This is a genomic window from Kocuria sp. CH-021 (assembly GCF_049716185.1).
GTDB classification, from domain to species: domain Bacteria; phylum Actinomycetota; class Actinomycetes; order Actinomycetales; family Micrococcaceae; genus Kocuria; species Kocuria cellulosilytica.
The window spans coordinates 77,764-103,377 of the sequence record NZ_JBNAFK010000005.1; the positions used below are offsets into that span (position 1 = coordinate 77,764).

The window sequence follows — 25,614 nt, forward strand, 5'->3', positions numbered from 1 at the left end:
GCCGTTCCCCCCCCCCCACCGTGGCCACCCCCGCGGCACCACCGATCTCAGCGACGAAGGACCGGACCCATGACCCAGACTCCCCAGCACCCGCGCAACGACCGGATGCTCACCGTCGAGCAGCTGCGCCGGCACGTCGCCGACGGGCTCGTGGACACCGTCGTGCTCGCCTTCACCGACATGCAGGGCCGGCTGCAGGGCAAGCTCAACCACGCGCAGTTCTTCCTGGACTCGGTGCTCGACGAGGGCGCCGAGGGCTGCAACTACCTGCTGGCCGTGGACACGGAGATGAACACCGTGGGCGGCTACTCGATCAGCAGCTGGTCCTCCGGCTACGGGGACATGGAGTTCGCCATGGACCTGGACACGATCCGGCTGATGCCGCACAACCCCGGCCAGGTCCTGATCCAGTGCGACCTCACCGGCCACGGCGGGCGGCCCATCCCGATGTCGCCGCGGTCCATGCTGCGCCGCCAGCTGGACCGCGCCCGGGACCTGGGCTTCACCATGGTCACCGGCACCGAGCTGGAGTTCTGCGTGTACAACACCAGCTACGAGGACGCCTGGGACGGCGGCTACCGCAACCTGGTCCCCGCCAACCAGTACAACGTGGACTACTCCGTGCTGGGCTCCCAGCGGGTCGAGCCGCTGCTGCGGGAGATCCGCAACGCGATGTACGCGGCCGGGCTGACCGTCGAGTCCGCGAAGGGCGAGTGCAACCTCGGCCAGCACGAGATCGCGTTCCGCTACGACGAGGGCATGGTCACCGCGGACAACCACGTGGTCTACAAGCTGGCCTCGAAGCAGATCGCCCACCAGCAGGGGAAGTCCATCACCTTCATGGCCAAGCCCAACGAGCGCGAGGGCAGCTCCTGCCACATCCACATGTCCCTGCGCGGGCCCGACGGCGAGCTGGTCTTCTGGGACCGCGAGCGGGACGCCCGGTCCCGGACCTACGACCGGTTCATCGCCGGGGTGCTGCGGACCATGCGCGAGTTCACGCTGTTCTACGCCCCCACCATCAACTCCTACAAGCGCTTCGTCGAGGGCAGCTTCGCCCCCACCTCGGTGGCCTGGGGCGTGGACAACCGGTCCTGCGCCGTGCGCCTCGTGGGCAGCGGGCAGTCCGCCCGGATGGAGAACCGGCTCCCCGGCGGCGACGTGAACCCGTACCTGGCGCTCGCCGCGATGCTGGCCTCCGGGCTGCACGGCATCGAGCAGGAGCTCGAGCTCGAGCCGATGACCGAGGGCAACGCCTACGAGTCCGACGCCCCCGTGGTGCCCTCGACCATGCGCGAGGCCCGGGACCTGCTGGCCGGTTCGGAGCTCGCACGGGAGCTGTTCGGCGAGGACGTCGTGGAGCACTACGTGCACTACGCCGACGTGGAGCTGGCGGCCTTCGAGGCCGCCGTCACCGACTGGGAGCTGCGCCGTGGCTTCGAGCGCCTCTGAGCCGGGCGGGCCCGGGTACCGGCCCCGGATCGGTCTGACCACCTACTACCAGGAGGGCTCCTGGGGGGTCTGGAACTCCGTCGCCGCGATCGTCCCCGGCGCCTACGTGGAGGCGGTCGCCGCGGCCGGGGGCACGCCCCTGCTGCTGCCCCCGGTGGGCACGGACCCGGACGTGCTGGAGCTCGTGGACGGGCTGATCGTCATCGGGGGCGTGGACGTGGACCCGCAGTTCTACGGCGCCGACCGGCACGAGCTGACCTCGTCCCAGCCCTCCCGCGACGAGCACGACCTCGCCCTGACCCGGGCGGCGCTGGAGCGCGGGATGCCCCTGTTCGCGATCTGCCGCGGCGCCCAGATCCTCAACGTGGCCCTCGGCGGCACCCTGATCCAGCACCTGCCGGACGTCAACGAGAACGCCGTGCGCTACCAGCCGGAGCCGGGCCGCTACGGGGAGGTCGAGTTCAGCACCGCGCCGGGCAGCCGCTGCCGCGAGCTGCTGGGCGAGACGGCCTGGTCTCCGTGCTACCACCACCAGGCCCTGGAGACCGTGGCCGAGGGACTGGTCGTCACCGCCCGCGCCGAGGACGGGACCATCGAGGCCGTCGAGACCCTCGAGGGCGGCTGGACGCTCGGCGTGCAGTTCCACCCCGAGGAGAACCGGAAGGACGCCCGGCTCTTCGAGGGCTTCGTCCGCGTGGCCCACGGCTGGGCGCAGCACCGCGCCCGGCAGGACCGCCCCGGGAGGACCGGCCGGGCACAGACCGCCCCACAGCGAGAGGACACCCGCATCCCATGACCACCACGCAGATCATCGACCCCGCCACGGAGGAGGTCGTCGGCGCCGTCGAGCTGACGTCCCTGGAGCAGACGGACGCGGCGGTGGAGCGGGCCCGGCGCGCCTTCGGGACCTGGCGCGCCGTCGCCCCGGCCGACCGGGCCCGGCTGCTGCGCCGGTTCGCCGACGCGGTGGACGCCGACCTGGAGCACCTCGCGGCCCTGGAGGTGCGCAACGCGGGGCACACCATCGGCAACGCCCGCTGGGAGGCGGGCAACGTCCGGGACGTGCTGACCTACTACTCCGGGGCGCCCGAGCGGCTCTCCGGCCGGCAGATCCCCGCCCCGGGCGGGGTCAACCTCACCTTCCACGAGCCCCTGGGCGTGGTGGGCGTGATCGTGCCGTGGAACTTCCCCATGCCGATCGCCGCGTGGGGCCTCGCCCCGGCGCTGGCCGCCGGGAACACGGTGGTGCTCAAACCGGCCGAGCTCACCCCGCTGACCGCGATCCGGCTCGGGGAGCTCGCGCTCGAGGCGGGCCTGCCCGAGGGCGTGCTCACGGTGCTGCCCGGCAAGGGCTCGGTGGTGGGGGAGCGCTTCGTGACCCACCCGGACGTCCGCAAGGTCGTGTTCACCGGCTCCACCGAGGTGGGCCGGCGGATCATGGCCGGGTGCGCGGAGCAGGTCAAGCGCCTGACCCTCGAGCTGGGCGGGAAGAACTCGAACATCGTCTTCGCGGACGCCGACCTGGAGCGGGCCGCCGCGTCCGCCCCCGCCGGCGCCCTGGACAACGCCGGCCAGGACTGCTGCGCCCGCTCCCGCGTGCTGGTCCAGCGCTCCGTGCTCGAGACGTTCCTGGAGCTGCTGGAACCGGCCGTGCGGGACTTCGCCTGCGGGGACCCGTGGGACGAGCGCACGCAGATGGGCCCCCTGGTCTCCGCCGCGCACCGGGACTCCGTGGCGTCCTTCCTCGACGACGACGCCCCGGTCGCCTTCCGCGGCACGGCCCCCGAGGGCCCCGGCTGGTGGTTCCCGCCGACCGTGCTCACCCCCGCCCCGGACTCCCGGGTGTTCCGGGAGGAGATCTTCGGCCCCGTGCTCGCCGTGGTGCCCTTCGAGGACGAGGCGGACGCCGTCCGGATCGCCAACGACACCGACTACGGGCTCTCCGGGTCGATCTGGACCCGGGACGTCGGGCGGGCGCTGCGGGTGTCCCGCGCCGTGGACGCCGGGAACCTCTCCGTCAACTCGCACGCCTCCGTGCGCTACTGGACGCCGTTCGGCGGCTTCAAGCAGTCCGGCTTCGGCCGGGAGCTCGGCCCGGACGCCCCGCAGGCGTTCACCGAGACCAAGAACGTGTTCCTCGCCGACGACTGACGCCCCGGCCCAGCACTGCCCCGTCCCGGGGCACCCCCCACCACCGAAGGAGGACCCATGGAGGTCAACGCCCGCCGTCTGGTCGGCCGCAGTGCCGTCATCACCGGAGGCGCCAGCGGCATCGGACTCGCCGCGGCCCGCCGGCTCGCCGCCGAGGGCGCGCACGTCGTCGTCGCCGACCTGAACCCCGCGGCCGGGGAGGCGGCCGCCGAGGAGGTCGGGGGGCTGTTCGTGCGCACCGACGTGGCGGACGAGGCCGACGTGGTCGCGCTCTACGCGGCCGCGCACGAGGCCTATGGATCGGTGGACATCGCCTTCAACAACGCCGGCATCAACCCCACCGACGACGGCTCGATCCTGGACACCGGCCTCGACGCGTGGCGGAGGGTGCAGGAGGTCAACCTCACGAGCGTCTTCCACTGCTGCAAGCACGCCCTCCCGTACATGCGCGAGCAGGGGAAGGGGTCGATCATCAACACCGCGTCCTTCGTGGCCGTGCTGGGCGCGGCCACCTCGCAGATCTCCTACAGCGCCTCGAAGGGCGGTGTGCTCTCGATGAGCCGGGAGCTGGGCGTGCAGTTCGCCCGGGAGGGGATCCGGGTCAACGCGCTGTGCCCCGGCCCTGTCAACACGCCGCTGCTGCAGGAGCTGTTCGCCGCGGACCCCGAGCAGGCCCAGCGCCGGCTCGTGCACGTGCCGGCCGGGCGGTTCGCGGAGCCGGAGGAGATCGCCGCGGCGGTCGCGTTCCTGGCCAGCGACGACGCCTCGTTCGTCAACGCCGCCACGTTCCTGGTGGACGGGGGGATCTCCGGGGCCTACGTCACCCCGGTGTGAGCGCGCGGCCGCGGACCGTTCCCGGCACCGCCGTGCGGCCCTCCGGCGCCGGGCGGCCCCGCCGGCGCCGGGCGGCCCCCGGGGTCAGGGGGCGGCGGCGGCCATCTGCTCCCGCAGCGCCGCCACGAACCCGTCCACGTCCTCCTCGGTGGTGTCCCACGAGCACATCAGCCGGACCTCGCCGGCGGCCGGATCCCACACGTAGAACGGCCAGCGCTCCTGCAGCCGGGCCGTGACCCCGGGCGGGAGCACCGCGAAGACCGCGTTGGCCTCGGGGACCTGCGTCACCCGGGCACCGGGGACCTCCGCGATCCCGGCGGCCAGGCGCCGGGCCGCGGCGTTGGCCCGGCGGGCCGCCTCGAGCCACAGGTCCCCCGTGTGCAGGGCCAGCAGCTGCGCGGACACGAAGCGCATCTTCGAGGCCAGCTGGGTCGAGAGCTTGCGCACGAACCGGGGCTGCCGCACGGCGTCCGGGGTGAGCACCACGACCGCCTCCGCACCCATCAGCCCGTTCTTGGTCCCGCCCCAGGAGACGACGTCCACGCCGGCGTCGGTGGTCAGGGCCCGCAGCGGGACGTCCAGGGCCGCGGCGGCGTTGGCGAGCCGGGCGCCGTCCAGGTGGACCGTCAGGCCCAGTCCGTGGGCGTGCTCGCAGACCGCGCGCAGCTCCCCGGGCGTGTAGACGGTGCCGAGCTCCGTGGACTGGGTGACGGTCACGACGCGCGGCTGGGCGTGGTGCTCGAAGCCGAAGCCGTGCGCCTCCCGGTCGATCAGCTCCGGGGTGAGCTTGCCGTCCGGCGTGGGCACGGCCAGCATCTTCACGCCCGCGACCTTCTCGGGGGCCCCGCACTCGTCCACGTGCGCGTGGGCGGTGGCCGTGCAGATCGCCGCGTCCCAGCGGTCGGTCATCGCCGCGAGCGCCACGACGTTCGCGCCGGTGCCGTTGAACAGCGGATAGCAGGCCGCCTGCTCCCCGAAGTGCCGGCGGACCACGTCCTGCAGCGCCTCGGTGTAGGGGTCGGCGCCGTAGGCCCCCACGTGACCGCCGTTGGCGGTCGCGAGGGCCTGGAGCACCTCGGGGTGGACCCCCGCGTGGTTGTCGCTGGCGAAGCCCTTCCGGGCGGGGTCGTGCAGGCGGGACAGGACGGAGTCGCTCACGGGTGGCCCTTCCGGTGGGTCGGCGGTGTGCTGGGCGGCACTCGCACTCTACTCGCGCCCCCGGGCCCGGCGCGGGCCCTCGGTAGGGTCGGGGCATGCGCATCGTCCAGGCCGCCGCGGCGGTGGTCGTCCGGGAGGACGGCCGGCTCCTGCTGGTCCGCCGGGGCCGGGAGCCCCAGCGCGGACGCTGGAGCGTGCCGGGCGGGAAGCTGGAGCCCGGTGAGACGGTGGCGCAGGCGGCGGTCCGCGAGACGTTCGAGGAGACCGGGGCCCGGGTGCGCGCGGAGCGCGAGCTCGGGACGGTCCGCGTCCCCGGGGGACCGGGCCTCGTCTACGAGGTGCACGACGTCGCCGCCACCTACCTCGGCGGTGTGCTGCGCCCCGGCGACGACGCCGACGCCGTGCGCTGGGTCGCCCCCGCGGAGCTGCCGGGGCTGGAGACCACCGACGGCCTGCTGAAGCACCTCGCCCGCTTCGGGATCCCCCGGGGCTGAGCCCCGGGGGCCCGGTCCGGGCGGGATCCCCCGTCCGGGCGGGATCGTCGCGCGCCGCGGCCGGCCGCGCCCTGCCCGGCCGTACCCTGCCCGGCTGCGCCCTGCCCGGCTGCGCCCTGCCCGGCTGCGCCCTGCCCGGCTGCGCCCTGCCCGGGCCCGGACTGCCAAAGCCGCCCGGGCCCGGCCTCTCGTCCGGGCCGGGAGCGCGTGCTTGGATAGGGGCATGGCACAGACGCGGGGCTTCTACGTCGACACCGTGGAGCGGACCACCACGGCGGACCGGGACGCGGTGTGGGCGGTCGTCGAGGGCATCGGCGGCGAGCGCGGCTGGTACAGCACCGACCGGGTGTGGGCCGCCCGCGCCGCGGCCAACCGCCTGGGTCTGCCGCCCGGGCGGCTGCGGCACCGCGAGGACCCGGACCGCCTCGCGGCCGGGGAGCGCCTGGACTGGTGGACGGTCGAGGCCCTCGAGCCGCCGCGACGGCTGCGGCTGCGGTCCCTGGTGCGGATGCCGGGGGACGCCTGGCTGGACATCTGCCTGGAACCGGGACCGGACGGGACCCTCGTCTACCGCCAGACCACGGTCTTCCGCCCGGCGGGCTCGGCCGGCCGCGCCTACTGGTACGCGATGCTCGCCCCGCACAAGGCGGTCCTGGGCCGGCTCGCCACCGACATCCTGCGGCAGGCGGGCGGATAGGGCCCTTCCGCCCCGGCCGCTCCGGCCGTAGCGTGGACTCACCGGCCACCGTGACGCCCGGTGGACACGGCCGGTGGCCGAGGGTGTGCCTCGGCACCGCTGCCGGGCGGAGTCCTCAGGAGAGTGCCGCCATGACCGCCGACGCCCCGTCCGTCCCCGACTCCCGCGCGCTGGCCGACGAGGCCGTCGCCCTGGTCCGCGAGTGGCTCGGCCGCGCCGCCGAGGGCCGCCGGCACCGCGACGGCGCGGCCGACCGGCTCGCCACCGTCCTCCAGGACCCCCACGGCCTGGAGTTCACGGTCGGCTTCGTGGACCGGGTGGTGCGCACCGAGGACGTGCGGGCCGCGGCGCGGGCCCTGCACGCGCTCGCCGGGATCGTGCCCCGCACCATGCCCGCGGCGGACCGCGCCCAGATCCTGGTCGGGGCCGCTCTCTCCGGCCGGGCGCCCCAGGTGGTCGTGCCCGCCGCCCGCGCCAGGCTCCGGCAGCTCGTGGGGCACATGATCGTCGACGCCCGCCCCAAGGCCTTCGGGCAGGCCGTGAAGAAGCTGACGGCCCAGGGCCACCGCCTCAACATCAACCTGCTCGGCGAGGAGGTCCTCGGCGCGGAGGAGGCGGACAAGCACCTCGCCGACGCCGCCGCGCTGCTGGACCGGGACGACGTCGACTACGTCTCCGTGAAGGTCTCCTCCGTGGTCCCGCAGCTGTCCCACTGGGGGTTCGAGGGGACCGTGGCGAAGGTCGTGGAACGGCTGCTGCCCGTCTACCGCGCCGCCGCCGAGGCCCCGGCCGGGAGCAAGTTCATCAACCTCGACATGGAGGTCTACTCCGACCTGCACCTGACCACCGAGGTGTTCACCCGCCTCCTGGAGCACCCGGAGCTGCGGGGGCTCGAGGCAGGGATCGTGGTCCAGGCCTACCTGCCGGACGCCCTCGCGGTGGTCCGGCGGCTCTCGGCGTGGTCCGCCGAGCGGGTCGAGGCCGGGGGCGCGGGGATCAAGGTCCGGCTCGTGAAGGGCGCGAACCTCCCCATGGAGCGCGTGGACGCCGAGCTGCACGGCTGGCCCCTGGCCACGTGGAGCAGCAAGCAGGAGACCGACACCAACTACAAGCGGGTCCTCGACTGGCTGTTCGTGCCCGGGCGGATGACGGGGCTGCGGCTGGGGGTGGCCGGGCACAACCTCTTCGACATCGCCTTCGCCCACCTGCTCGCCGAGCGCCGCGGCGTGACGGACCGGATCGAGTTCGAGATGCTCCAGGGCATGGCGGTGGAGCAGGCACGGGCCGTGAGCGCCGACGTCGGGCAGCTGCTGCTCTACGTGCCCGCCGTGCGCCCGGCCGAGTTCGACGTGGCCGTGTCCTACCTCGTGCGCCGGCTCGAGGAGAACGCCTCGCACGAGAACTTCATGTCGGGGATCTTCGAGCTGGCCCCCGACAACGAGATCTTCGCGCGGGAGGAGCAGCGCTTCCGGGCCGCCCTCGAGGGGCTGGACCCGCAGGAGGAGGCCGCCCCGGCCCCCGCCCGCGCCCAGGACCGCACCGCGCCCGGTGCCGGATCCGCGCACCTGCCGCTGGAGCAGCCCTTCCGCAACGAGCCGGACACCGACGTCGCCGTGCCCGCGAACCAGGCGTGGGCGGAGGAGATCGCCGCCCGGATCGAGGACCGGCAGTGGTACGAGGCCCTGCCCGTGCCCGATCCAGTCGAGGCGGAGGACGTCGAGCGGCTGGTGCGCACGGGCCGGACCGCCGCCGAGGGCTGGCACGCCCGCGGCGCCCGCGAGCGCGCGGAGATCCTCAACCGGGCGGCCGACGTCCTGGCCGAGCGCCGGGGGCACCTCCTGGCCGTGGCCGGCGCGGAGGCGGGCAAGACCCTGGGCCAGTCGGATCCGGAGGTCTCGGAGGCCGTCGACTTCTGCCGCTGGTACGCCCGCCGGGCCCTCGAGCTCGAGGACGTGGACGGCGCCCGCTTCGTCCCGGACCGGCTCGTGCTGATCACCCCGCCGTGGAACTTCCCGCTGGCGATCCCCACCGGCTCCACGGTCGCGGCCCTGGCCGCCGGCGCCGCCGTGCTGCACAAGCCCGCCCCCGAGGTCCGGCGCTGCTCGACGGCCGTGGTCGAGGCGCTGTGGGAGGCCGGGGTGCCGCGGGACGTGCTCCAGCTCGTCGACTCCGTCGAGGGGGACGTGGGGCAGGCCCTGGTCTCCCACCCGGGGGTGGACCGCATCGTCCTCACCGGCGCCTACGAGACGGCCCGGCTGTTCCAGTCCTGGCGGGCGGGACGGGCGATGACCGCGGAGACCTCGGGCAAGAACGCCCTGGTCATCACCCCCAGCGCGGACCGGGACCGGGCCGTGTGGGACCTCGTGACCAGCGCGTTCGGCCACGCCGGGCAGAAGTGCTCGGCGGCCTCCCTGGGCATCCTGGTGGGCAGCGTGGCGGACTCCGAGCGGTTCCGGCGGCAGCTGCTGGACGCCGCGTCCTCGATGGTCGTGGACTGGCCGCAGAACCTGCAGGCGTCGGTGGGCCCGGTGATCGCCGAGCCCGGCGACAAGCTGCACCGCGCCCTGACCCGCCTCGACCCGGGGGAGCGGTGGCTGCTGGAGCCGCGCCCGCTCGACGACACCGGGCGGCTGTGGCGGCCCGGGATCAAGACGGGGGTGGCCCCGGGCTCCTTCTTCCACCGCACCGAGTGCTTCGGCCCCGTCCTCGGGCTGATGGAGGCCGCCGACCTGCAGGAGGCGCTCGAGCTGCAGAACGCGGTCGAGTACGGGCTGACCGCCGGGCTGCACTCCCTGGACCCGGAGGAGATCAGCACCTGGGTGGAGCTCGTCGAGGCGGGCAACCTCTACGTCAACCGCGGCATCACCGGGGCGATCGTCCAGCGCCAGCCCTTCGGCGGCTGGAAGAAGTCCTCGGTGGGCCTGGGCGCCAAGGCCGGCGGACCGAACTACCTGGCCCAGCTCGGCTCGTGGCAGAAGGCGCCCTTCCGGGAGGTCCCCGCCGGGGAGACCCCGCCCGAGGAGGCCGGCGCGGAGCCCTCGGAGGCCGTCGCCCACCACCTCGCCGCGCTCCGGCCGCTCGTGCCCGAGGCGGACGCCGCCTGGCTGACCGCCTGCGCCGAGCAGGACCAGGCGTGGTGGGACCGGGAGTTCGGCCGCGCCCACGACCCCACCGGCCTGGAGAGCGAGGCCAACCTGTTCCGCTACCGCCCGCGCGACGTCGTCGTGCGCGCGGCCGAGGACGCCCCCCTGACGGACGTCATCCGGGTCGGGCTCGCCGCGGTGCGCTCCGGCGCGCGCGCGGTCCTCGTCCCCGCGGGCGAGCTCCCCGCCGAGGTGCGGGAGCTGTTCCGCTCCGTGCTGGACCCCTGCGGGGACGAGGCCTTCGCCCGGGTGGCCGCGGACTGGACCGACCCGAGCGGCGCCGGGCGGATCCGGGTCGTGGGCACGGCGCCCGGCCTCGCCGAGGCGCTCGCGGAGCGGCCCGAGATCGCGCTGCTCGCGGACCCGGTGGTCGGCGCGTCCCGCGTGGAGATGCTCCCGCTGCTCGCGGAGCAGGCCGTCTCGATCACGATGCACCGCTTCGGCAACCCCTCGACGGACGCCGAGACGGTGGTGCACCGGCTCATCGCCGCCTCGCAGGGCCTGGGCACGCCGGCGACACCCACCGAAATGTCGGCGTAGCCCCTGGTCGGAACGGTGCGGCGGTGCCAGCATGAGCCCATGCGCGCATCCCTGAGGTACCTCGCGCTGGGCCTGGCCGGAGCGCTCGGCGTCTCCGGCACCGTTCTCGGCGGCTCCCCGGCCGTCGCGCACGACGCCGGGGGGCACGGGGGCCGGGACGCGCCCGTCACCGCCGAGCTGCCACAGGTCCCCACCATGACCGGCGGGGGCGGCGCGGTCTCCTCGGTGGACCCCCTCGCCAGCCAGGTGGGCATCGACGTGCTCGAGCGCGGCGGCACCGCCGCGGACGCCGCCGTGGCCGCGGCCGCGGCCCTGGGCGTCACCGAGCCGTACTCCGCGGGCATCGGCGGCGGCGGGTTCTTCGTCCACCACAGCGGGCGGACCGGGGAGGTCCGCACGATCGACGGGCGCGAGACCGCGCCGGCCACCTTCACGGAGGACGAGTTCCTGGGCGCGGACGGCGAGCCCCTCGACTTCGCCACGGTGGTCAGCTCCGGGAGGTCCGTGGGCGTGCCCGGCACCCTGGCCACGTGGGAGCTCGCGGCCGAGGAGTTCGGCACGATGGACCTGCACGAGCTGCTGCGGCCCGCGGAGCGGATCGCCTCCCGCGGGTTCGTGGTGGACGAGAACTTCCACGAGCAGACGGCGCAGAACGCCGAGCGCTTCGGCATGTTCCCCGAGACCGCGGAGCTGTTCCTGCCCGACGGCGAGGCGCCCGCGGTCGGGACCGTGTTCCGCAATCCCGATCTCGCCCGCACCTACCACACGATCCGGCACGAGGGCACCGGCGTCTTCTACGAGGGGGAGATCGGGCGGGCGGTGGTCGACGCGAGCCGTGCACCGGCCACCGCCGAGGGCGTGGAGGTGCTCGCCGGAGAGCTGACCGCCGCGGACCTGGCGTCCTACGAGGCCCTGCTCAAGGAGCCGACGCACACCGAGTACCGCGGCCTGGACGTCTACGGCATGGGCCTGCCCAGCTCCGGCGGCATCACGGTGGCCGAGACCCTCAACCTGCTCGAGGCCTACGACGAGCGCACCGGGACCGGCCTCGGCGAGGTCTCCGAGGCCCAGTACCTGCACCGCTTCTCGGAGGCGACCGCCACGGCCTTCGCGGACCGCAACCGGTGGATCGGGGACGTCGAGGGCGTTCCCGTGGCGGAGCTCACGAGCCAGGAGTTCGCCGACGAGCGCGCCTGCCTCTTCGACCCGGGGGCGGCCCAGGAGCGCCCGGTCCCGTTCGGGGAGCCCGACGGGGAGTACGCCGGGTGCGGGGCACCCGGGGCCCGCCAGCAGGCGTCCGCCGGGGGCGTCTCGACGACCCACCTGAACGTGGCCGACCGGTGGGGCGACGTGGTCTCCTACACCCTCACCATCGAGCAGACCGGCGGCTCCGGGATCACGGTCCCGGACCACGGGTTCCTGCTCAACAACGAGCTGACCGACTTCAGCTTCGCGCCCGTCACCGAGGGCGTGTCCGACCCGAACCTGCCGGGTCCGGGCAAGCGGCCCCGCTCGTCGATGAGCCCCACGATCGTGCTGAAGGACGGGGAGCCGTGGATGTCGGTGGGCACGCCCGGCGGCGCCACGATCATCACCACGGTGGCGCAGATCCTCACCGGGCACGTCGACCGGGACCTCGCCCTCGTCGACGCCGTGGCCGCGCCGCGGCTGAGCTCGCGCAACGGGGCGGAGGAGGCCGACCTCGGCCTGGCCGAGTCCGAGGTCGGCCGGCAGCTGAGCGGGCTGGGCCACGACCTGGTCCCGCCCCCGCGCCGCTGGATCGGCAACGCCTCGGCGCTGCGGATCCTCGGCGGCGACCGCTTCGAGGCGGCGGCCGAGACCGAGCGCGGCTACGGCGGCTCCGCGATGGTGGTGCATCCCGAGCCGTGACACCGTCCCGCCGGTGACGCCCCGCCGGTGACGCCCCGCCGGTGACGCCCCGGGCCCCGTCCGCTCCGGACGGGGCCCGGCCCCGTGCCGGGAACGCCCTACGCTGGGTCCGGACCGCGCGTCCCGCACCAGTCCCGTCCGACCCAGGAGCCGCACCGTGTTCAGCCACCCGCCCGCCGACCGCCCCGGCCCCACCGAGCCCGTGGTCCCTGGGGACCCCGCACTGGACGACCGGTGGCGGGCGGCGACGGCCGGCTGGCGCCCGTCCTCGATCCGCCCCTCGACCGTCCGCTCGGGCGAGCCCGACCGGACCCGGGCGTGGGTGCGCCACGCCTGGGAGGGCCTCGACGGTCCGTCCGCCGGACCGGAGGACGACGACGGGATCGGCCGGCGGGTGCGCGACGTCCTGACCGTCGCCGCGCTGTTCGCCCTCCAGGAGCGCTTCCTGGCCGTCGCCGCCGGCGAGCCGGTCCCGGCCGAGGTCCCCGACCCCCGCCGGGACGGCGCTCCCCTGGGCGAGGACGAGGTCCTGGCGGTCGTGCGGCAGACGTGGGAGATCGACCCCGCGGAGCGGGGCGCGGGCGGGTTCGCGGCGGAGCTCACCGGTTTCCTGCAGGACCACCTGGACGAGCTCGCGGAGGAGGTCCGCGAGCGGCTGGTGGACCGGCGCGGTCCCACCCAGGTGTTCGCCGAGCTGTGGAGCCTCGAGCACGTGGACGAGCTCGAGCCCGCCGAGCAGGAGGGGGCGCCGCCGTTCCCGCTGTCCACCGACGACATCGCGTGGATCGTCAGCGGGGTCCCCGGCCCCGAGAAGCACACCGCGTGGGAGTGGCTGACCCGTTGATCCGACCGCCCGCGACCCCGCCGGCCACGGCGATCCCGCGGTCCCCCGGAATAAGGACGTCCGACGGCGACTTTTATGGATGTATCCACAAAATCGGCAACGAGGAGCTCCGCATGACCGTCCAGCTCGGCCTCAACACCTTCGGCGACCTCTACCCCGGGCCGGACGGGGAGCTGCTCAGCGGTGCGCAGGTGATCCGCAACGTCGTGGCGGAGGCGGTGCTGGCCGACCAGGTGGGCCTGGACTTCTTCGGTATCGGGGAGCACCACCGGGAGGACTTCGCGGTCTCCTCGCCCGAGACGGTGCTCGCCGGCATCGCCACGGTCACGGAGCGGATCCGCCTGGGCTCCGCGGTGACGGTGCTCAGCTCCGACGACCCGGTGCGGGTCTACCAGCGCTTCGCCACCGTGGACGCCCTCTCCTCCGGCCGCGCCGACGTCATCCTGGGCCGTGGTTCCTTCACCGAGTCCTTCCCGCTGTTCGGCTACCCGCTGGACGAGTACGAGGCGCTGTTCGAGGAGAAGCTGCAGCTGTTCGACCGGCTCCGCACCGAGGGCCGGATCGACTGGCAGGGCCGGCTGCGCGCGCCGATCCAGGGCCTGGAGGTGTACCCCAAGACCGAGGCCGGGGCGCTGCGCACCTGGATCGCCGTGGGCGGCTCGCCCACCTCGGTGGTGCGCGCCGCCCACTACGGGCTGCCCGTCATCTTCGCCATCATCGGCGGCAGCCCGGCGGCCTTCGCGCCCTTCGCCGACTACTACCGCCAGGCCCTCGAGCACTTCGGCAAGGAGCCGCAGCCGGTGGCCTTCCACTCCCCGGGCTACGTGGCGGAGACCGACGCGCAGGCCCGCGAGGAGTTCTTCCCGCACCAGGCCTACACGCACGCCCGGATCGGCAGGGAGCGCGGCTGGGGCCCGCTGACCCGCGCGGAGTTCGACTCGATGTGCGGGCCGGAGGGCGCCTACTTCGTGGGCTCGCCGGAGACGGTCGCCCGCAAGATCGTGCGGTCCTCGGCGGCGCTGGGCGCCTCCCGCTTCGACCTCAAGTACGCGGTGGGCACCCTGGACCACGCCCGGATGAGCCGCAGCATCGAGCTGTTCGGCACCGAGGTGCGCCGCTACGTCGAGGACATGGCCGCCGACCTGCCCGAGACCGCCACCGCGTAGACCCGGTCCCGTGGGCACCCGCGCCGCGGGCGTCCGGGCCGTGGCCGCCGGCGCCGTGCGGGGCCGGGCCCTCAGAAGCGGCGTGTGACCGCGTCGTGGGGGAGGGTGACCAGCACCGTGGTCCCCACTCCGGGCCGCGAGCTGAGCTCGAGGGCGGCACCGGCGGCGTCGGCGATGTCCCGCATGATGCGCAGGCCCAAATGGCCCTCCGGGGACCCGCGGGAGTCGTCGAAGCCGGTGCCGTCGTCGGTGATCGACATGACCGTGGCGCCGGGCTCCGCGTCGAGCCGCAGCCGGACCGTGGACGCGTGGGCGTGCTTCGAGATGTTGGCGAACGCCTCCCGCGCCACCTTCAGGAACATGCCCTCCTGCTCGGGCGTGAGGAGCACTGCGGGGCTGATCTGCACGGACGTGTCGATCCCGCGCTGGGCCAGCGGGTCCGCGAGGCGGGCCAGGGCCCGCGGCAGCCCGAGGGTCAGCAGGTCGGGGGAGTACAGGGCGGTGGTGATCCCGCGCAGGGTGCGCAGGCTGCCCTGCAGGACGGACCGCGACCGGCCCAGCGCGCTGCGCTGCTCCGGCACGGCCGCCGTCATCTCCTGGGCCTCGAGGGAGTAGGACAGCCCCGCCAGCTCCTGGATCACGTCGTCGTGCAGGTCCCGGGCGACCCGGACGCGCTCCAGCTCGGCGGCGTCCACGGCGTGCTGGAGCAGCTGGGCGCGCGCCGTCCGGTGGTCCTGGATCCGCCGGGCGAGGCCCACGGCCGGGGCGAGCTGCGCGAGCTGGAACAGCAGCAGGGTCAGCAGGAACGCAGGGGCCATGCCCATGAGCACGGAGCGCTGCTCGTCCCGCACGATCGAGTCGTCGTAGTACGCCTCGAAGACGAGCTGCTCGCCGCCGGCCGGGACGAACCCCACGTAGACCTCCACGAGCTGCCCGGCGCCGGACTCGTGGGAGTTCTCCGGGTCCTGCTGGTGCTCGACGGTGGCGACCCCCTCGCCCCGCGCGACGAGGTCGCCGTCCCACGCGGGCGGGCCGTAGTTCTGCCCGATGAGCTCGTGCTCGTCCGAGTAGACGATCGTCCCCTCCGCGTCCCAGATCTTGATCCGGCGGATGGTCCCGTCGTTCAGCCAGGGCTGCAGCCGCACGTCCAGCTGGGCCGTGGCGGCCGGGCCGCCGGCCAGCAGCTCGTCGGTGATCAGGGGCGCCACGGCGTAGTTGGCCAGCCGCTGGGTGACGCGCAGGACGTGCTCCACGGCGTGCTCCTCGGCGACGGCCCGGATCCACCACGTCGCCGGCACGGCCACGACCAGCAGCACCACGAGCCCCGTGAGGAGGAAGCGGCGCACGGCGGCCCGCACCTCCGAGCGGTCGGCCGGCGGCGGGGGCGCCGGCCAGTCGGCGAGCAGGCCCTCGATGTCGGGGGCGGCCCGGTCCGTGCGGGGGAGCAGACGCCTCATGGCTGCGCCGTCAGCAGGCCGAGCCTCGAGGCGACGGCGACCGCCTCGAGCTGGGAGTGGGCCCCCAGCTTGGCCAGGATCGCCTTCACGTAGCCGCGGCAGGTGTTCGGCGTGATGTGCAGCAGCCGGGCGTTCGCGCACACGCTGTGCCCCTGGGCCATGAGCTGCAGGACCTGCAGCTCGCGCCGGGTGAGCACCGGCACCTCGGCGCCCGGCCGACGGCCCGGGTCCGCGGCCGCGAGCAGCGAGGGGTGGACCGCCATCGTGCCGCAGCGGGCGCTGCGGATCGTCCCGAGCAGGGTCGCGAGCGAGCCGTCCTTCGGCAGGAACGCGCAGATCCCGGTGGCCGCCGCGGCCTCGAGCACGTGCTGCGCGGGGTCGCCCGTCAGCATGACGATCCGTGTCCCCGGCCGGTCGCGGAGGATCCGGGCGGAGGCCGTCACGCCGTTGCCGCCGGTGAGGTGGTAGTCCATGACCACCACGTCCGGCCGCAGAGCCGCGCACAGGCGCACGCTCGAGTCGACGTCGGAGGCCACGCCGACGCTGTCCAGGTCCGGTTCCTGGCTCAGGGCGCCGGTCAGCAGCTCCGCGAACGTGGTGTGGTCGTCGACCACGAGGATCGAGGTGCGCGCGGCGCGCCCCTCCTCGTTCTCAGTGCCCATCCCGGACCAGCCCCCCGGCATTCCCCCGACTGCGTAGCCGTAGTATGGCGATCGCAAATCCCGGGAGGCAAGTCGGGGGATGTACCCATTTCGGGGGTTGACCAGGAGGAACGCCGTGCGGCACCGCGGTGCGCGCGGTCGCGGGGCCCGCTCTTTCACGCGGCTGCGCTCAGGGAGCGGCCCAGGAAGGCCTGCAGCACCGAGGCCGCCTCCTGCCGGGCGAGGGGGTCGCGGGTGCCGGGCATCCAGTCCGGGTCGCCGAGCTGGCCGTGCAGCACCAGCAGGGCCGTCAGGGCCTGACCCAGCTCGTTGCCGGTCGCGGCCGTGGTGCGCAGCATGCGGGCGTAGGCGCCCTGCAGCGCCGCGGACGGAGCGCAGCCCAGCTCCCGGTCGAGGGCCTGCCGGCACTGCTCGTAGGCCTGCAGGCCCTCGACCGGGCGGCCGGCGCCCTCGAGCCCCAGGACCAGCACCGTCCACGCCCGCTCCTGCAGCAGGTCCTCGACGAGCGCCGCCCGCGCGTGCCGCACGGCCTCGGTGTGGAGCCCCAGCTCGAGGGCGCACTCGGCGGCCGAGACGCGGGCCTCGAGCACGCGGGCGGCGTGCAGCTCGCGCTGGAGCTCCGCCCACTCGCAGCGCAGCTCGTTCTCGAGCAGCGGCGCCGACGCCCGCTCGAGCGCCTCGCACCACAGGGCGTAGGCCTCGTGCGGGCGGCGGTGGCCGGCGCGCTCCACCGCCAGCTCGAACCGGCGGAGGTCCAGGTCCACGGCCGCGGCGTCCATGACGTACCCGCCGTTGGCGGTCCGCAACGGTCCTCTGCGGCCCGCCCCGGGCTGCAGCCCGCGGCGCAGCACGCTGACGTAGCTCTCGAGGTTCTGCAGGGCGGCGGCCGGCGGCCGGTCCCCCCACAGGAGCTCGACCAGCCGGTCCTTGGACACCGGCGTGCCCAGCTGCAGCAGCAGGATCTCCAGGATCTGCCGCTGCTTCGGACCGCCCAGCTCCCGCGCCGTCAGCACGCGGTCCCCCCGGCGCACCTCCAGCGGTCCCAGGACCCGGACGGAGAGCCGCACGCCCGGGCCGTTCGGTCCTCCACCAGCACCTGTCGTTTCCACGGGTCCCCCTTCCCGAAAGTGAACTCCAGTGTGGGGTGTCTCCCCGCGTCCGGATCAGTCCCGTATGGGGGGTGCGCCACCCCCCAAAAATGGGGGTCGGGTGCCGGCGCCCGGATCCCGAGGAGGAACGGGCCGGACCCGGGAACGCCACGCATGACGCCGTGTGTCCTCCCCGGGCGGCGGCCCTTGGGGCGTGGCTACCGGCCGGCAACTTTTCTCCAAGGTCGGCTCCTCATCGTGCTGGCATGACCTCATCCGCCACGCTTCCGACCTCCGGCGCCCCCGCCCTTGCCCGCACCGCGGGCAGCGGCTCCCGGCGCTGGGTGGTGCCCGCCGTCTTCCTCCTCGGCCTGCTCGGGGTGCTGGGCGCCGCGGTGCTGGGCCAGGACGAGGAACCGGGGGCGCCGCTGGGTGCGGTCGCCACCGTGCCCGGGGGTCTCGCCCGCGTCAACGGTGTCCTGCCGGAGGAGCCGGAGACCGGCGCGCCGGCCATCGGGGACGGCATCACCGGGGACGGGGCCGCCGAGGACGGCACCCACCGCGTCCGCGTCCTGCTCGAGCTCACCGCGCTCGAGCCCGACGGCGTCGACTTCGACGCCGCGGACTGGGAGGTGGAGCGCCTCGGCGGCGGCTCCTCCCGCGCCGTGCACGCCTCGGTCCCGGAGCGGGCCCTCGTCCAGGGCGAGGCCCTGCGGACCGAGCTCCTCTTCGAGGTCCCCGACCGGGCCCTCGAGCTGACCCTCGAGGGGCCCCGCGGCGCGCGGCTGTCCCTCGGGACGGACCACCACCGCGGTGGTGGTCCGCGGTGACGCCCGTGGCGACGTCCCCGGTACCCCCCGCGTCGACCCCCGCGTCGACCCCTGCGGCGACCCCTGCGGCGACCCCTGCGGCGACCGCCGCGACGACCGCCTCGGCACGGCCGGCCGCTCCCGCTGCGCGGCTCCGCAGCGCGTGGCGCGGAGCCGGCCCGTCGTCGTCCTGCCAGCTCGAAGGAGAACTCCGATGACCGTCTCGAGAAGAAACGTCCTGCTGCTCGGCGGACTGGGTGCGCTGGGGGCCGGCGCGCTCGCGGTGCCCACCCGCTCCGTGGAGGCCAAGTCCGCCAGCGAGCTCCGCGACTCCGACATGCCCCGGCCGTTCAGCACGCCTTTCGTCCAGGCGCCGGTGCTGCGGCCGCACACCACGTCCGTGGACCCGGCCGACGGGCGGCCCGTGCACCACTACGTGGTGACCGAGCGCGCGGCCCAGGCACAGATCCTGCCCCGGGCCGGCCTCACCACGCCCATCCTGGGCTACAACGGGATCTTCCCCGGGCCCACGATCAGCCTCGACCGGGGGACCAAGGCCGTCCTGCGGGTGCGCAACCAGCTGCCCGCCGTGCACCCCCTGGACGGGCACATCCTGTCGACCTCCACGCACCTGCACGGATCGGCGTCCCTGCCGCAGTACGACGGCTACGCCAACGACGTCACGAACCCGGGCTTCTACAAGGACTACTACTACCCGAACTTCCAGCCGGCCCGGACCCTCTGGTACCACGACCACGGCGTGCACTACACGGCGCTCAACGCCTACTCCGGGCTCGCCGCGCACTACCACCTGCACGATCCCCTGGAGCGGGAGCTCCTGCCCCAGGGGCGCTACGACGTCGCCGTCACGATCTCGGACGCGATGTTCGCGGAGGACGGCTCGCTCGGCTACGACGACAACAGCCACTCCGGGCTGTGGGGGGACGTCATCCTGGTGAACGGGCGGCCCTGGCCCGTCATGCAGGTGCAGAAGCGCGTCTACCGCTTCCGGGTGCTCAACGCGTGCATCTCCCGGTCGCTGCGTCCCACCCTGAGCACGGGCGACCCGATCGCGATCGTCGCCACGGACGGCGGCCTGATGCCGAGCACCCAGTTCGTGAACAACTACCGGCACGCCGGGGCGGAGCGCTACGAGCTGCTCATCGACTTCCGTCAGTACCGGACCGGCCAGCGCGTCGAACTGCGCAACCTCTCCAACGACAACAACGTGGACTACGACTACACCCACCAGATCATGGCCTTCGACGTCGTCGACGAGCCCGTGGACACCTCGGACCCGACCTGGAACCGGATCCCCGCGCAGCTGGACGGGCACAACGAGGTGATGGCGCTGACCGCCGCGCAGTCGACGCGGACCCGGCGCTTCGAGCTGGACCGCACCGACAGCATGTGGACGATCAACGACGTCACCTGGCAGGAGGTCGTGGCCAGCGGTTTCCAGAAGGTCGCCGCCCAGGTGGACGTGGACGCCGTGGAGATCTGGGAGTTCGAGAACAACTCCGGCGGGTGGTACCACCCGCTGCACATCCACCTCGTCGACTTCCAGGTGCTCAGCCGCAACGGCAGGGCCGCGTTCAACTACGAGCGCGGACCCAAGGACGTCGTCTACGTGGGCGAGGGCGAGACCGTCCGGCTGCTCATGAAGTTCGGCCCCCACAAGGGCCGGTACATGATCCACTGCCACAACCTCTCCCACGAGGACCACGACATGATGGTCCAGTTCCGGGTGGGTCTCGCGGAGGACGAGCCGGACCCCTGTGACCCGATGACGGCCGCGCCGGCGCAGTGGGACGACGGCTCCGCACCCGCTCCCTCCGCGAGCCCCTCGCCGAGCCCGTCCGAGAGCGCCACGCCCTCACCCTCGCCCACCTCGAGCCCGACGCCCACGGCGAGCCCGGTGCCGACCACGAGCCCGACCCCGACGCCGACGCCGACGCCGACCAAGCGGAGCAAGGGCAGGAGCGGCGGCGGGAAGCCGGAACGCCGGTGACCGTTCCCCGGGTCCGGCGGCGGAGGACCGCCGCGGTGCTGCTGGGCGCCGCGGCGGTCCTCGCCTGCCGGCTGTGGCTGGTCGAACCCCTCCTCGTCGGCTCCGACAGCATGGAGCCGACGCTGCCGGAGGGCGGGGTGGTCCTGCTGCTCAAGGCCGGGGCCCCGGAGCGGCGGGCCGTCCCGGGCGCCCTGGTGGTCTTCGCGGACCCGCAGGACGGCCGCACCACGGTCAAGCGGGTCGTGGCCGCCGGGGGCCAGACCGTGGCGATCGAGGACGCCGTGCTGGTGGTCGACGGAGAGGCGGTCCCCGAGCCCTTCGTGGACCACAGCAGGATCGACGCCACCTGGTTCGGGCCGGTCACGGTCCCGCCGGGACACCTGTTCGTGCTCGGCGACAACCGGTACCCGTCCGTGGACTCGCGCGACTACGGGGCCGTGCCCGCCTCCTCCGTCGAGGCGACGGTGCTGCTGCCCCGCACCCCCTGAGCGGCGCCCCGGACGCGGTCCAAGACTTTTCCAAGACCCTGTCGATTCACTGGAGCGAATACCTGCCCGCCGCGGCGGACCGTCCCGGAAGGACGCACCATGGAAGCCCAGCACCCCACCGCCTGCCCCGCGGCTCCGACGACGGGCGGCCCCGGCGTCTCGCGCCGCGGCGTCCTCACCGGGCTGGCGGCGGGGCTCGCAGCACTGCCCGCCGTGGAGGCCACGGCGGCCCATGCCGCCCCGCGCCGGCCGGCGCCGACCCCCGCGGCCGGCGTCCTGTCCCGCGGCACGGGGCACGGGACGGGTGAGCTGCGAGGCTCCCAGATCGCGGTCACGGCCGGCCGGAAGGCCGAGGGACGGTTCGGCGTGATGTTCCCGAAGCTGCCGGCCTTCGCGCCCGACGACGCGCTGCTCGACGCCCTCGCGGAACGGATGATCGACCGGACGCCGCCGCTGTCCGACGTGTCCCTGAGCAACGACGGCTTCGACAACCCCGAGATGCCCGCGGGCTTCGCCTACCTGGGCCAGTTCATCGACCACGACATGACCCTCGACCTGACCCCGCTGTCGGAGCAGGAGCGCGATCCGAGGGCGCTGACCAACTTCGACACCCCCTTCTTCGACCTCGGCTCCGTGTACGGCAGGGGTCCCGGGGCCGATCCGCAGCTCTACGACCCGGCGGATCCGCGGCGGATGCGCATCGGGGTCACGCCCGACGGCCGCCCCGACCTGCCGCGCCACGCGGACGGGACGGCGGTGATCGGCGACCACCGCAACGACGAGAACCTGATCATCGCCCAGTTCCACCTGGCCTTCCTGCAGGCGCACAACCGGTTCGTGGACTCCGGGGCGTCCTTCGAGGAGGCGCAGCGGCTGCTGCGCTGGCACTTCCAGTGGCTGATCGTGCACGACTTCCTGCCCCACGTGGTCGGCCGGCCGCTGGTGCAGAGCATGTTGTCGGCGGGCAGGGCGGGCTCCGTGGCCGTGGACCGCCGCTTCTACAAGCCGGGCAACTCCGCCCGCCCCATGATGCCCATCGAGTACTCCGTGGGCGCCTACCGGTTCGGCCACTCCATGGTGCGGGCCGAGTACGAGATGCACGACGAGGTCACCATCCCGTTCTTCGGCTCCCCGGGCCACGACCTCCGCGGCTCCCGCCCGATCCCCTCGACGGCCCGGGCGGACTGGAACTACTTCTTCGAGATCCCCGGCATGAGCGCCCCGGACGACCGCAACATGACCCGGCTCATCGACACGAAGCTCGCGCTGCCGCTGTCCGAGCTCCCGCCCACCGTGGTCAAGCACGTCGACGGGGCCATCCTCAACCTGGCCCGGCGCAACCTGCTCCGCGGCAAGCGGCTCGGGCTGCCGGCCGGCCAGGACGTCGCCAGGGCGATGGGGGTCACCCCGATCCCCAACGACCGGCTGGGGCTCGCGGAGCGCGGCTGGAACGGCAGGGCCCCGCTGTGGTTCTACGTGCTGAAGGAGGCCGAGCTGCTGGGCGGCCGCACCCTGGGACCGGTGGGCGGGCGGATCGTCGCCGAGGTCGTCCTCGGGATCCTCGCCCTCGACCGGACCTCGTTCCTCAACGCGGACACCCCCTGGTCGCCGGCGGCGACGCCCTTCGCGTGCGGCGACTTCCTGCGCCTGGCCGGGGTCGCCCCGGGCGGCTTCCCCGCGGCGGAGGTCCCGGAGGACGAGCCGCCGGAGGACGAGCTGCCCGAGGACGAGCTGCCGGAGGACGAGGCGCCCGAGGACGACATGCCCGAGGAGCTCTGACCGTCCCGCTCTCGGCACGCTCCGGGGCCTGACCGGTCCGGGCCTCCTGCCGGCCCCGCACCGGGGTGCGCCGAGGCGGGTACCGTGGAGGCATGACCTCGGCATCTCTCGGGGCCCGGCCCCTCACCGCCGACCGGCGGGCGGTCCTGCACCGGCGGGTGCGCCTGATCGTGGCCGGGACCATCACCTACAACGTCCTCGAGGCGGTCGTCGCCCTGGTCGCCGGCACCATCGCCTCCTCCGCGGCACTGATCGGCTTCGGCCTGGACTCCATCGTGGAGGTCCTCTCGGCCGCGGCGGTCGCCTGGCAGTTCGCCGCCCCGGACCCTCACCGCCGGGAAAAGGTGGCGCTGCGGGTGATCGCGTTCTCCTTCTTCGGCCTGGCCGCCTTCGTCACCGTCGACGCGATCCGCACGCTGCTCGGGGCCGCCGAGCCCGAGCACTCCCCGGTCGGCATCGGCCTGGCCGCGGTGAGCCTGGTCGTGATGCCGCTGCTGTCCTGGTTCGAGCGCCGCACCGGCCGTGAACTGGGCTCGGCCTCGGCCGTGGCCGACTCCAAGCAGACCCTGATCTGCAGCTATCTCTCGGCCGTGCTGCTGGTGGGCCTGGTGCTCAACAGCACGCTGGGCTGGACCTGGGCCGATCCGCTGGCCGCGCTCGTCATCGCCGGGTTCGCCATCAAGGAGGGAATGGAGGCCTGGCGCGGGGACGCCTGCTGCACCCCCGTGGGCGCGATGCTGGGCGAGGGCGCCGACGACTGCGCCGACGGGTGCGGTCCGGGCTGCTCCTGCTGCGGGCCCTGACCTCTCCTCCGTCGCGGTGACCGCGCGCCGCCGCGCGCACAGGCGCGGGCCCGTGCGCCGGGCGCCGCTGCGTGCACAGGGGCCGGCCCGCGCTCCGAGGGGGTCGGGGCGCGGGCCGGCTGGGAGGAATGCTGTTTCAGATGCTCATCCGGTGCCCACCACCCCCCTCGCCTCTCCGCCGCGCGTGGACTGCACGAGCACGCTCGAGATGCGCCGGCCCGGGCCGGGCTTGGCCCGGTACTCCCAGTTGCCCAGCGAGTCCACCGGGGCGGAGCCGATCTTGACGGGCGTGCCCGAGGTCGTGTCGTAGATGTTCACCGACGTGGCCGGGTTCAGCAGGGTCGGTGCGCCCGGGACGAGTGCCGTCCCCATGATCCGCAGCTCCTTGCCGGTCCGGTGCCGGGAGGCCGCCGCGACGGTCACCTCGTCGTCGCTCTGCAGGGTGATCGTGGCGGGCTCGCTCGCGACCCCGGCGGCGTTGGTGACCACGAGTTGCAGGACCGGGTCCTCGTCCGCGGCGGATGGCGCCGTGGCGGCGACGGTGGTGAAGAACGGCACCACGACCTTGGGCCTGGCCACGGTCGTGTCGCTGAACGTCACCTCGGGCCCGCTGAGCTGCGTCCACGCGTAGCTCACCGCGTTCGTCGACCCGCTGCCGTCCAGCTCCGTGGCCATCCCGCGGGCGACCGAGCCCGGCAGGGCGGCGACGGCCGCGGTGGCCGCGGGCTGCTCGACGTCGGGGTTGTCCGGGGTGGTGCCGTCCGTGACGGGACCGGGATCCGGCTGGGGCTCGACCGGGTCCTCCCCGACCGGGGAGGCCTCCCCGCCGGTGACCACCACGGGCACGGTGGTGCTGCTCGTCCCGGAGGTGGAGACCGTGGCCTCGACCGGGGGAGCGGCCGTGGTGAACGAGCCCGTGAACAGGTTCGCCGTGCCGGTGGCCTCGAGCGCTCCGAAGCCGGCGACCTCCGGGACGGCCCCGGACGAGGACGTCGCCTCGACGGTCAGGGCGGTTCCGTCGTACGTCGCGGCCGTCGCCACCGAGACGTCGATGACGGCGACCTCGGCGCTGCTGACGGGCTTGTCCCCGAGGTTCCGGACCGTCACGGCGGCCGGTGCGGTGCCCGTGTACGCGATCCGGGCGTAGGCCCGCTCCGAGTCGCCCTCGTCCTTCTCCATGGGCGTGGTGCTGAACACGCCGTCCTGGCCGACCACCTCGAGCTGGTCCCCGCGGCTGGTCGCGAAGACGTCGATGTGGCCCTCGCCCGCCACGGCCCGGTCGGCCTGCACACCCGTGTTGGTGGAGAGCTTGCCCATCACGGAGAACTGGTCGTTGCGGGCGGTGGCGCCGTCCGCGGTGGTCACCTCGAAGTAGTTCGTGCCGAGCGGGCTGCCCGTCACCGCGTGCTCCACGTCGGGATTGCCCAGGTACCCTTCGGGCGCCCCGCTGTCCCACTGCAGGAACGGGCCGATGTCCCCCTTGAGCGGGGTCTGGAAGTTGCCGACGGCCGGGGAGACGTCCTCGACCAGGCGGCCGCGGCCGCGCTCGTCGGTGTCGACCGTGACGGTGCCGTAGGGGTGCGTGAAGGTCAGGGTGGTGTTGGGTGCGGCGGCGTCTACGTCGATGCGCTGGCGGGCGAAGACCACCTGGTCGCCGGGCACCGGGTTCTCGTTGGCGAAGGCGGCTTCCAGGGCGAGGGTCAGCACCGCGTCCCCGCCGCCGGGCAGGGCGACCTCGGAGCCGGCGAGCATGTAGAAGGCCTCGCCGGGGAAGTTGTCCGGGAAGGAGATGGGCTTCAGCGGGTCCGGGACGTCCCCGGGCGGAAAGGCGCAGAGCGGGTTGTCGGCCTCCAGGCACAGTTCCGTGCGGACCTTGCTGCTGTCCTCGTACCAGGCGGGGAAGCCGTGCTCGGTGTTCACCGGCCCCACGGCGGTCAGCCCGCCGGGATTGCGCTGGATCACCTCGGTCGCAGCGACCGAGGCGCTGATGCCCGTGGCCCCCAGCACGAAGGCGGCCGCCGCGGCGACCGTGCGGCGTCCCCGCGGACGCTGTGGCGGGTCCCGCAGCAGTTCCCGGGGCCCGGATGAGGTGTTCATGGTGTCTCCTCGAGTAGTGACGGTGCTGATAGCGCGAATATGCAAAGTCAC

20 protein-coding genes are annotated in these 25,614 nt (G+C 74.3%); 15 read left to right on the forward strand and 5 right to left on the reverse strand.

The genetic code is table 11. The features are described 5' to 3' along the window. Nucleotides 1-69 precede the first annotated feature (69 nt). From ACPYN7_RS05295 to ACPYN7_RS05310, 4 genes are read left to right on the forward strand one after another with little or no spacing between them, the layout of a single operon-like run. Nucleotides 70-1,452, forward strand: a complete 1,383-nt coding sequence (locus tag ACPYN7_RS05295) for a glutamine synthetase family protein (protein ID WP_424346924.1) — start codon at nucleotides 70-72, stop codon at nucleotides 1,450-1,452. After that, nucleotides 1,433-2,248 carry a gamma-glutamyl-gamma-aminobutyrate hydrolase family protein gene (locus ACPYN7_RS05300; RefSeq protein WP_424346925.1) on the forward strand — a complete coding sequence of 272 codons (816 nt, stop codon included), beginning with the start codon at nucleotides 1,433-1,435 and terminating at the stop codon, nucleotides 2,246-2,248. The genes ACPYN7_RS05295 and ACPYN7_RS05300 overlap by 20 nt, the downstream gene beginning before the upstream one ends. Beyond that, nucleotides 2,245-3,603, forward strand: coding sequence for an aldehyde dehydrogenase family protein (locus ACPYN7_RS05305; RefSeq protein WP_058874134.1), 1,359 nt, complete (start codon nucleotides 2,245-2,247; stop codon nucleotides 3,601-3,603). The genes ACPYN7_RS05300 and ACPYN7_RS05305 overlap by 4 nt, the downstream gene beginning before the upstream one ends. 57 nt (nucleotides 3,604-3,660) lie before the next feature. Next, on the forward strand, nucleotides 3,661-4,437 hold the full coding sequence (locus ACPYN7_RS05310; RefSeq protein WP_058874135.1) for a 3-oxoacyl-ACP reductase: 777 nt from the start codon (nucleotides 3,661-3,663) through the stop codon (nucleotides 4,435-4,437). Between the two features lie 84 nt (nucleotides 4,438-4,521). On the opposite strand, the gene ACPYN7_RS05315 is transcribed toward ACPYN7_RS05310, so the two are convergent. After that, nucleotides 4,522-5,595 carry a threonine aldolase family protein gene (locus ACPYN7_RS05315; protein WP_424346926.1) on the reverse strand — a complete coding sequence of 358 codons (1,074 nt, stop codon included), beginning with the start codon at nucleotides 5,593-5,595 and terminating at the stop codon, nucleotides 4,522-4,524. A gap of 95 nt (nucleotides 5,596-5,690) precedes the next feature. Here ACPYN7_RS05315 and ACPYN7_RS05320 point away from each other — a divergent pair, with 95 nt between their 5' ends. The 6 genes from ACPYN7_RS05320 to ACPYN7_RS05345 all read left to right on the forward strand — a co-directional run bounded on the left by ACPYN7_RS05320 (nucleotide 5,691) and on the right by ACPYN7_RS05345 (nucleotide 14,369). After that, complete coding sequence (locus ACPYN7_RS05320) at nucleotides 5,691-6,089, forward strand: NUDIX hydrolase (protein WP_424346927.1); 399 nt, start codon at nucleotides 5,691-5,693, stop codon at nucleotides 6,087-6,089. A gap of 223 nt (nucleotides 6,090-6,312) precedes the next feature. Beyond that, the gene (locus ACPYN7_RS05325; protein WP_058874138.1) at nucleotides 6,313-6,786 is read left to right on the forward strand and encodes a DUF2867 domain-containing protein; all 474 of its coding nucleotides are present in this window, start codon (nucleotides 6,313-6,315) and stop codon (nucleotides 6,784-6,786) included. A gap of 131 nt (nucleotides 6,787-6,917) precedes the next feature. After that, nucleotides 6,918-10,469 carry a proline dehydrogenase family protein gene (locus ACPYN7_RS05330; protein WP_424346928.1) on the forward strand — a complete coding sequence of 1,184 codons (3,552 nt, stop codon included), beginning with the start codon at nucleotides 6,918-6,920 and terminating at the stop codon, nucleotides 10,467-10,469. Between the two features lie 39 nt (nucleotides 10,470-10,508). Next, on the forward strand, nucleotides 10,509-12,359 hold the full coding sequence (ggt, locus tag ACPYN7_RS05335; RefSeq protein WP_424346929.1) for a gamma-glutamyltransferase: 1,851 nt from the start codon (nucleotides 10,509-10,511) through the stop codon (nucleotides 12,357-12,359). A 157-nt stretch (nucleotides 12,360-12,516) separates the two neighbouring features. Continuing rightward, nucleotides 12,517-13,203 carry a hypothetical protein gene (locus ACPYN7_RS05340; RefSeq protein WP_424346930.1) on the forward strand — a complete coding sequence of 229 codons (687 nt, stop codon included), beginning with the start codon at nucleotides 12,517-12,519 and terminating at the stop codon, nucleotides 13,201-13,203. A 113-nt stretch (nucleotides 13,204-13,316) separates the two neighbouring features. After that, entirely contained in the window at nucleotides 13,317-14,369 is a 1,053-nt protein-coding gene (locus ACPYN7_RS05345; protein ID WP_424346931.1) for an LLM class flavin-dependent oxidoreductase, read from the forward strand. Nucleotides 14,370-14,440: 71 nt separating this feature from the next. Here ACPYN7_RS05345 and ACPYN7_RS05350 read toward each other — a convergent pair whose 3' ends face one another. The 3 genes from ACPYN7_RS05350 to ACPYN7_RS05360 all read right to left on the reverse strand — a co-directional run bounded on the left by ACPYN7_RS05350 (nucleotide 14,441) and on the right by ACPYN7_RS05360 (nucleotide 17,555). Next, on the reverse strand, nucleotides 14,441-15,826 hold the full coding sequence (locus tag ACPYN7_RS05350) for a sensor histidine kinase (protein WP_424346932.1): 1,386 nt from the start codon (nucleotides 15,824-15,826) through the stop codon (nucleotides 14,441-14,443). Then, nucleotides 15,823-16,488: a response regulator transcription factor gene (locus ACPYN7_RS05355; protein WP_424346933.1), complete on the reverse strand. Its 666-nt coding sequence runs from the start codon at nucleotides 16,486-16,488 to the stop codon at nucleotides 15,823-15,825. Before ACPYN7_RS05355 ends, ACPYN7_RS05350 begins: the two co-directional genes overlap by 4 nt. A gap of 155 nt (nucleotides 16,489-16,643) precedes the next feature. Next, nucleotides 16,644-17,555, reverse strand: coding sequence for an AfsR/SARP family transcriptional regulator (locus ACPYN7_RS05360; protein WP_424346934.1), 912 nt, complete (start codon nucleotides 17,553-17,555; stop codon nucleotides 16,644-16,646). Between the two features lie 287 nt (nucleotides 17,556-17,842). On the opposite strand from ACPYN7_RS05360, the gene ACPYN7_RS05365 reads away from it, so the two are divergent. From ACPYN7_RS05365 to ACPYN7_RS05385, 5 genes are all read left to right on the forward strand, one after another. Then, nucleotides 17,843-18,406, forward strand: a complete 564-nt coding sequence (locus ACPYN7_RS05365) for a hypothetical protein (protein WP_424346935.1) — start codon at nucleotides 17,843-17,845, stop codon at nucleotides 18,404-18,406. A 193-nt stretch (nucleotides 18,407-18,599) separates the two neighbouring features. After that, nucleotides 18,600-20,396: a multicopper oxidase family protein gene (locus ACPYN7_RS05370; RefSeq protein WP_424346936.1), complete on the forward strand. Its 1,797-nt coding sequence runs from the start codon at nucleotides 18,600-18,602 to the stop codon at nucleotides 20,394-20,396. Then, nucleotides 20,393-20,884, forward strand: coding sequence for a signal peptidase I (lepB, locus tag ACPYN7_RS05375; protein ID WP_424346937.1), 492 nt, complete (start codon nucleotides 20,393-20,395; stop codon nucleotides 20,882-20,884). Before ACPYN7_RS05370 ends, lepB begins: the two co-directional genes overlap by 4 nt. Before the next feature lie 99 nt (nucleotides 20,885-20,983). Beyond that, nucleotides 20,984-22,663 (forward strand): peroxidase family protein, encoded by a 1,680-nt coding sequence (locus ACPYN7_RS05380; protein ID WP_424346938.1) that lies wholly within the window; start codon nucleotides 20,984-20,986, stop codon nucleotides 22,661-22,663. Between the two features lie 92 nt (nucleotides 22,664-22,755). Then, nucleotides 22,756-23,466, forward strand: coding sequence for a cation diffusion facilitator family transporter (locus ACPYN7_RS05385; RefSeq protein WP_424346939.1), 711 nt, complete (start codon nucleotides 22,756-22,758; stop codon nucleotides 23,464-23,466). Nucleotides 23,467-23,610: 144 nt separating this feature from the next. Here ACPYN7_RS05385 and ACPYN7_RS05390 read toward each other — a convergent pair whose 3' ends face one another. Next, on the reverse strand, nucleotides 23,611-25,563 hold the full coding sequence (locus ACPYN7_RS05390; protein WP_424346940.1) for a hypothetical protein: 1,953 nt from the start codon (nucleotides 25,561-25,563) through the stop codon (nucleotides 23,611-23,613). Nucleotides 25,564-25,614: the final 51 nt, after the last annotated feature.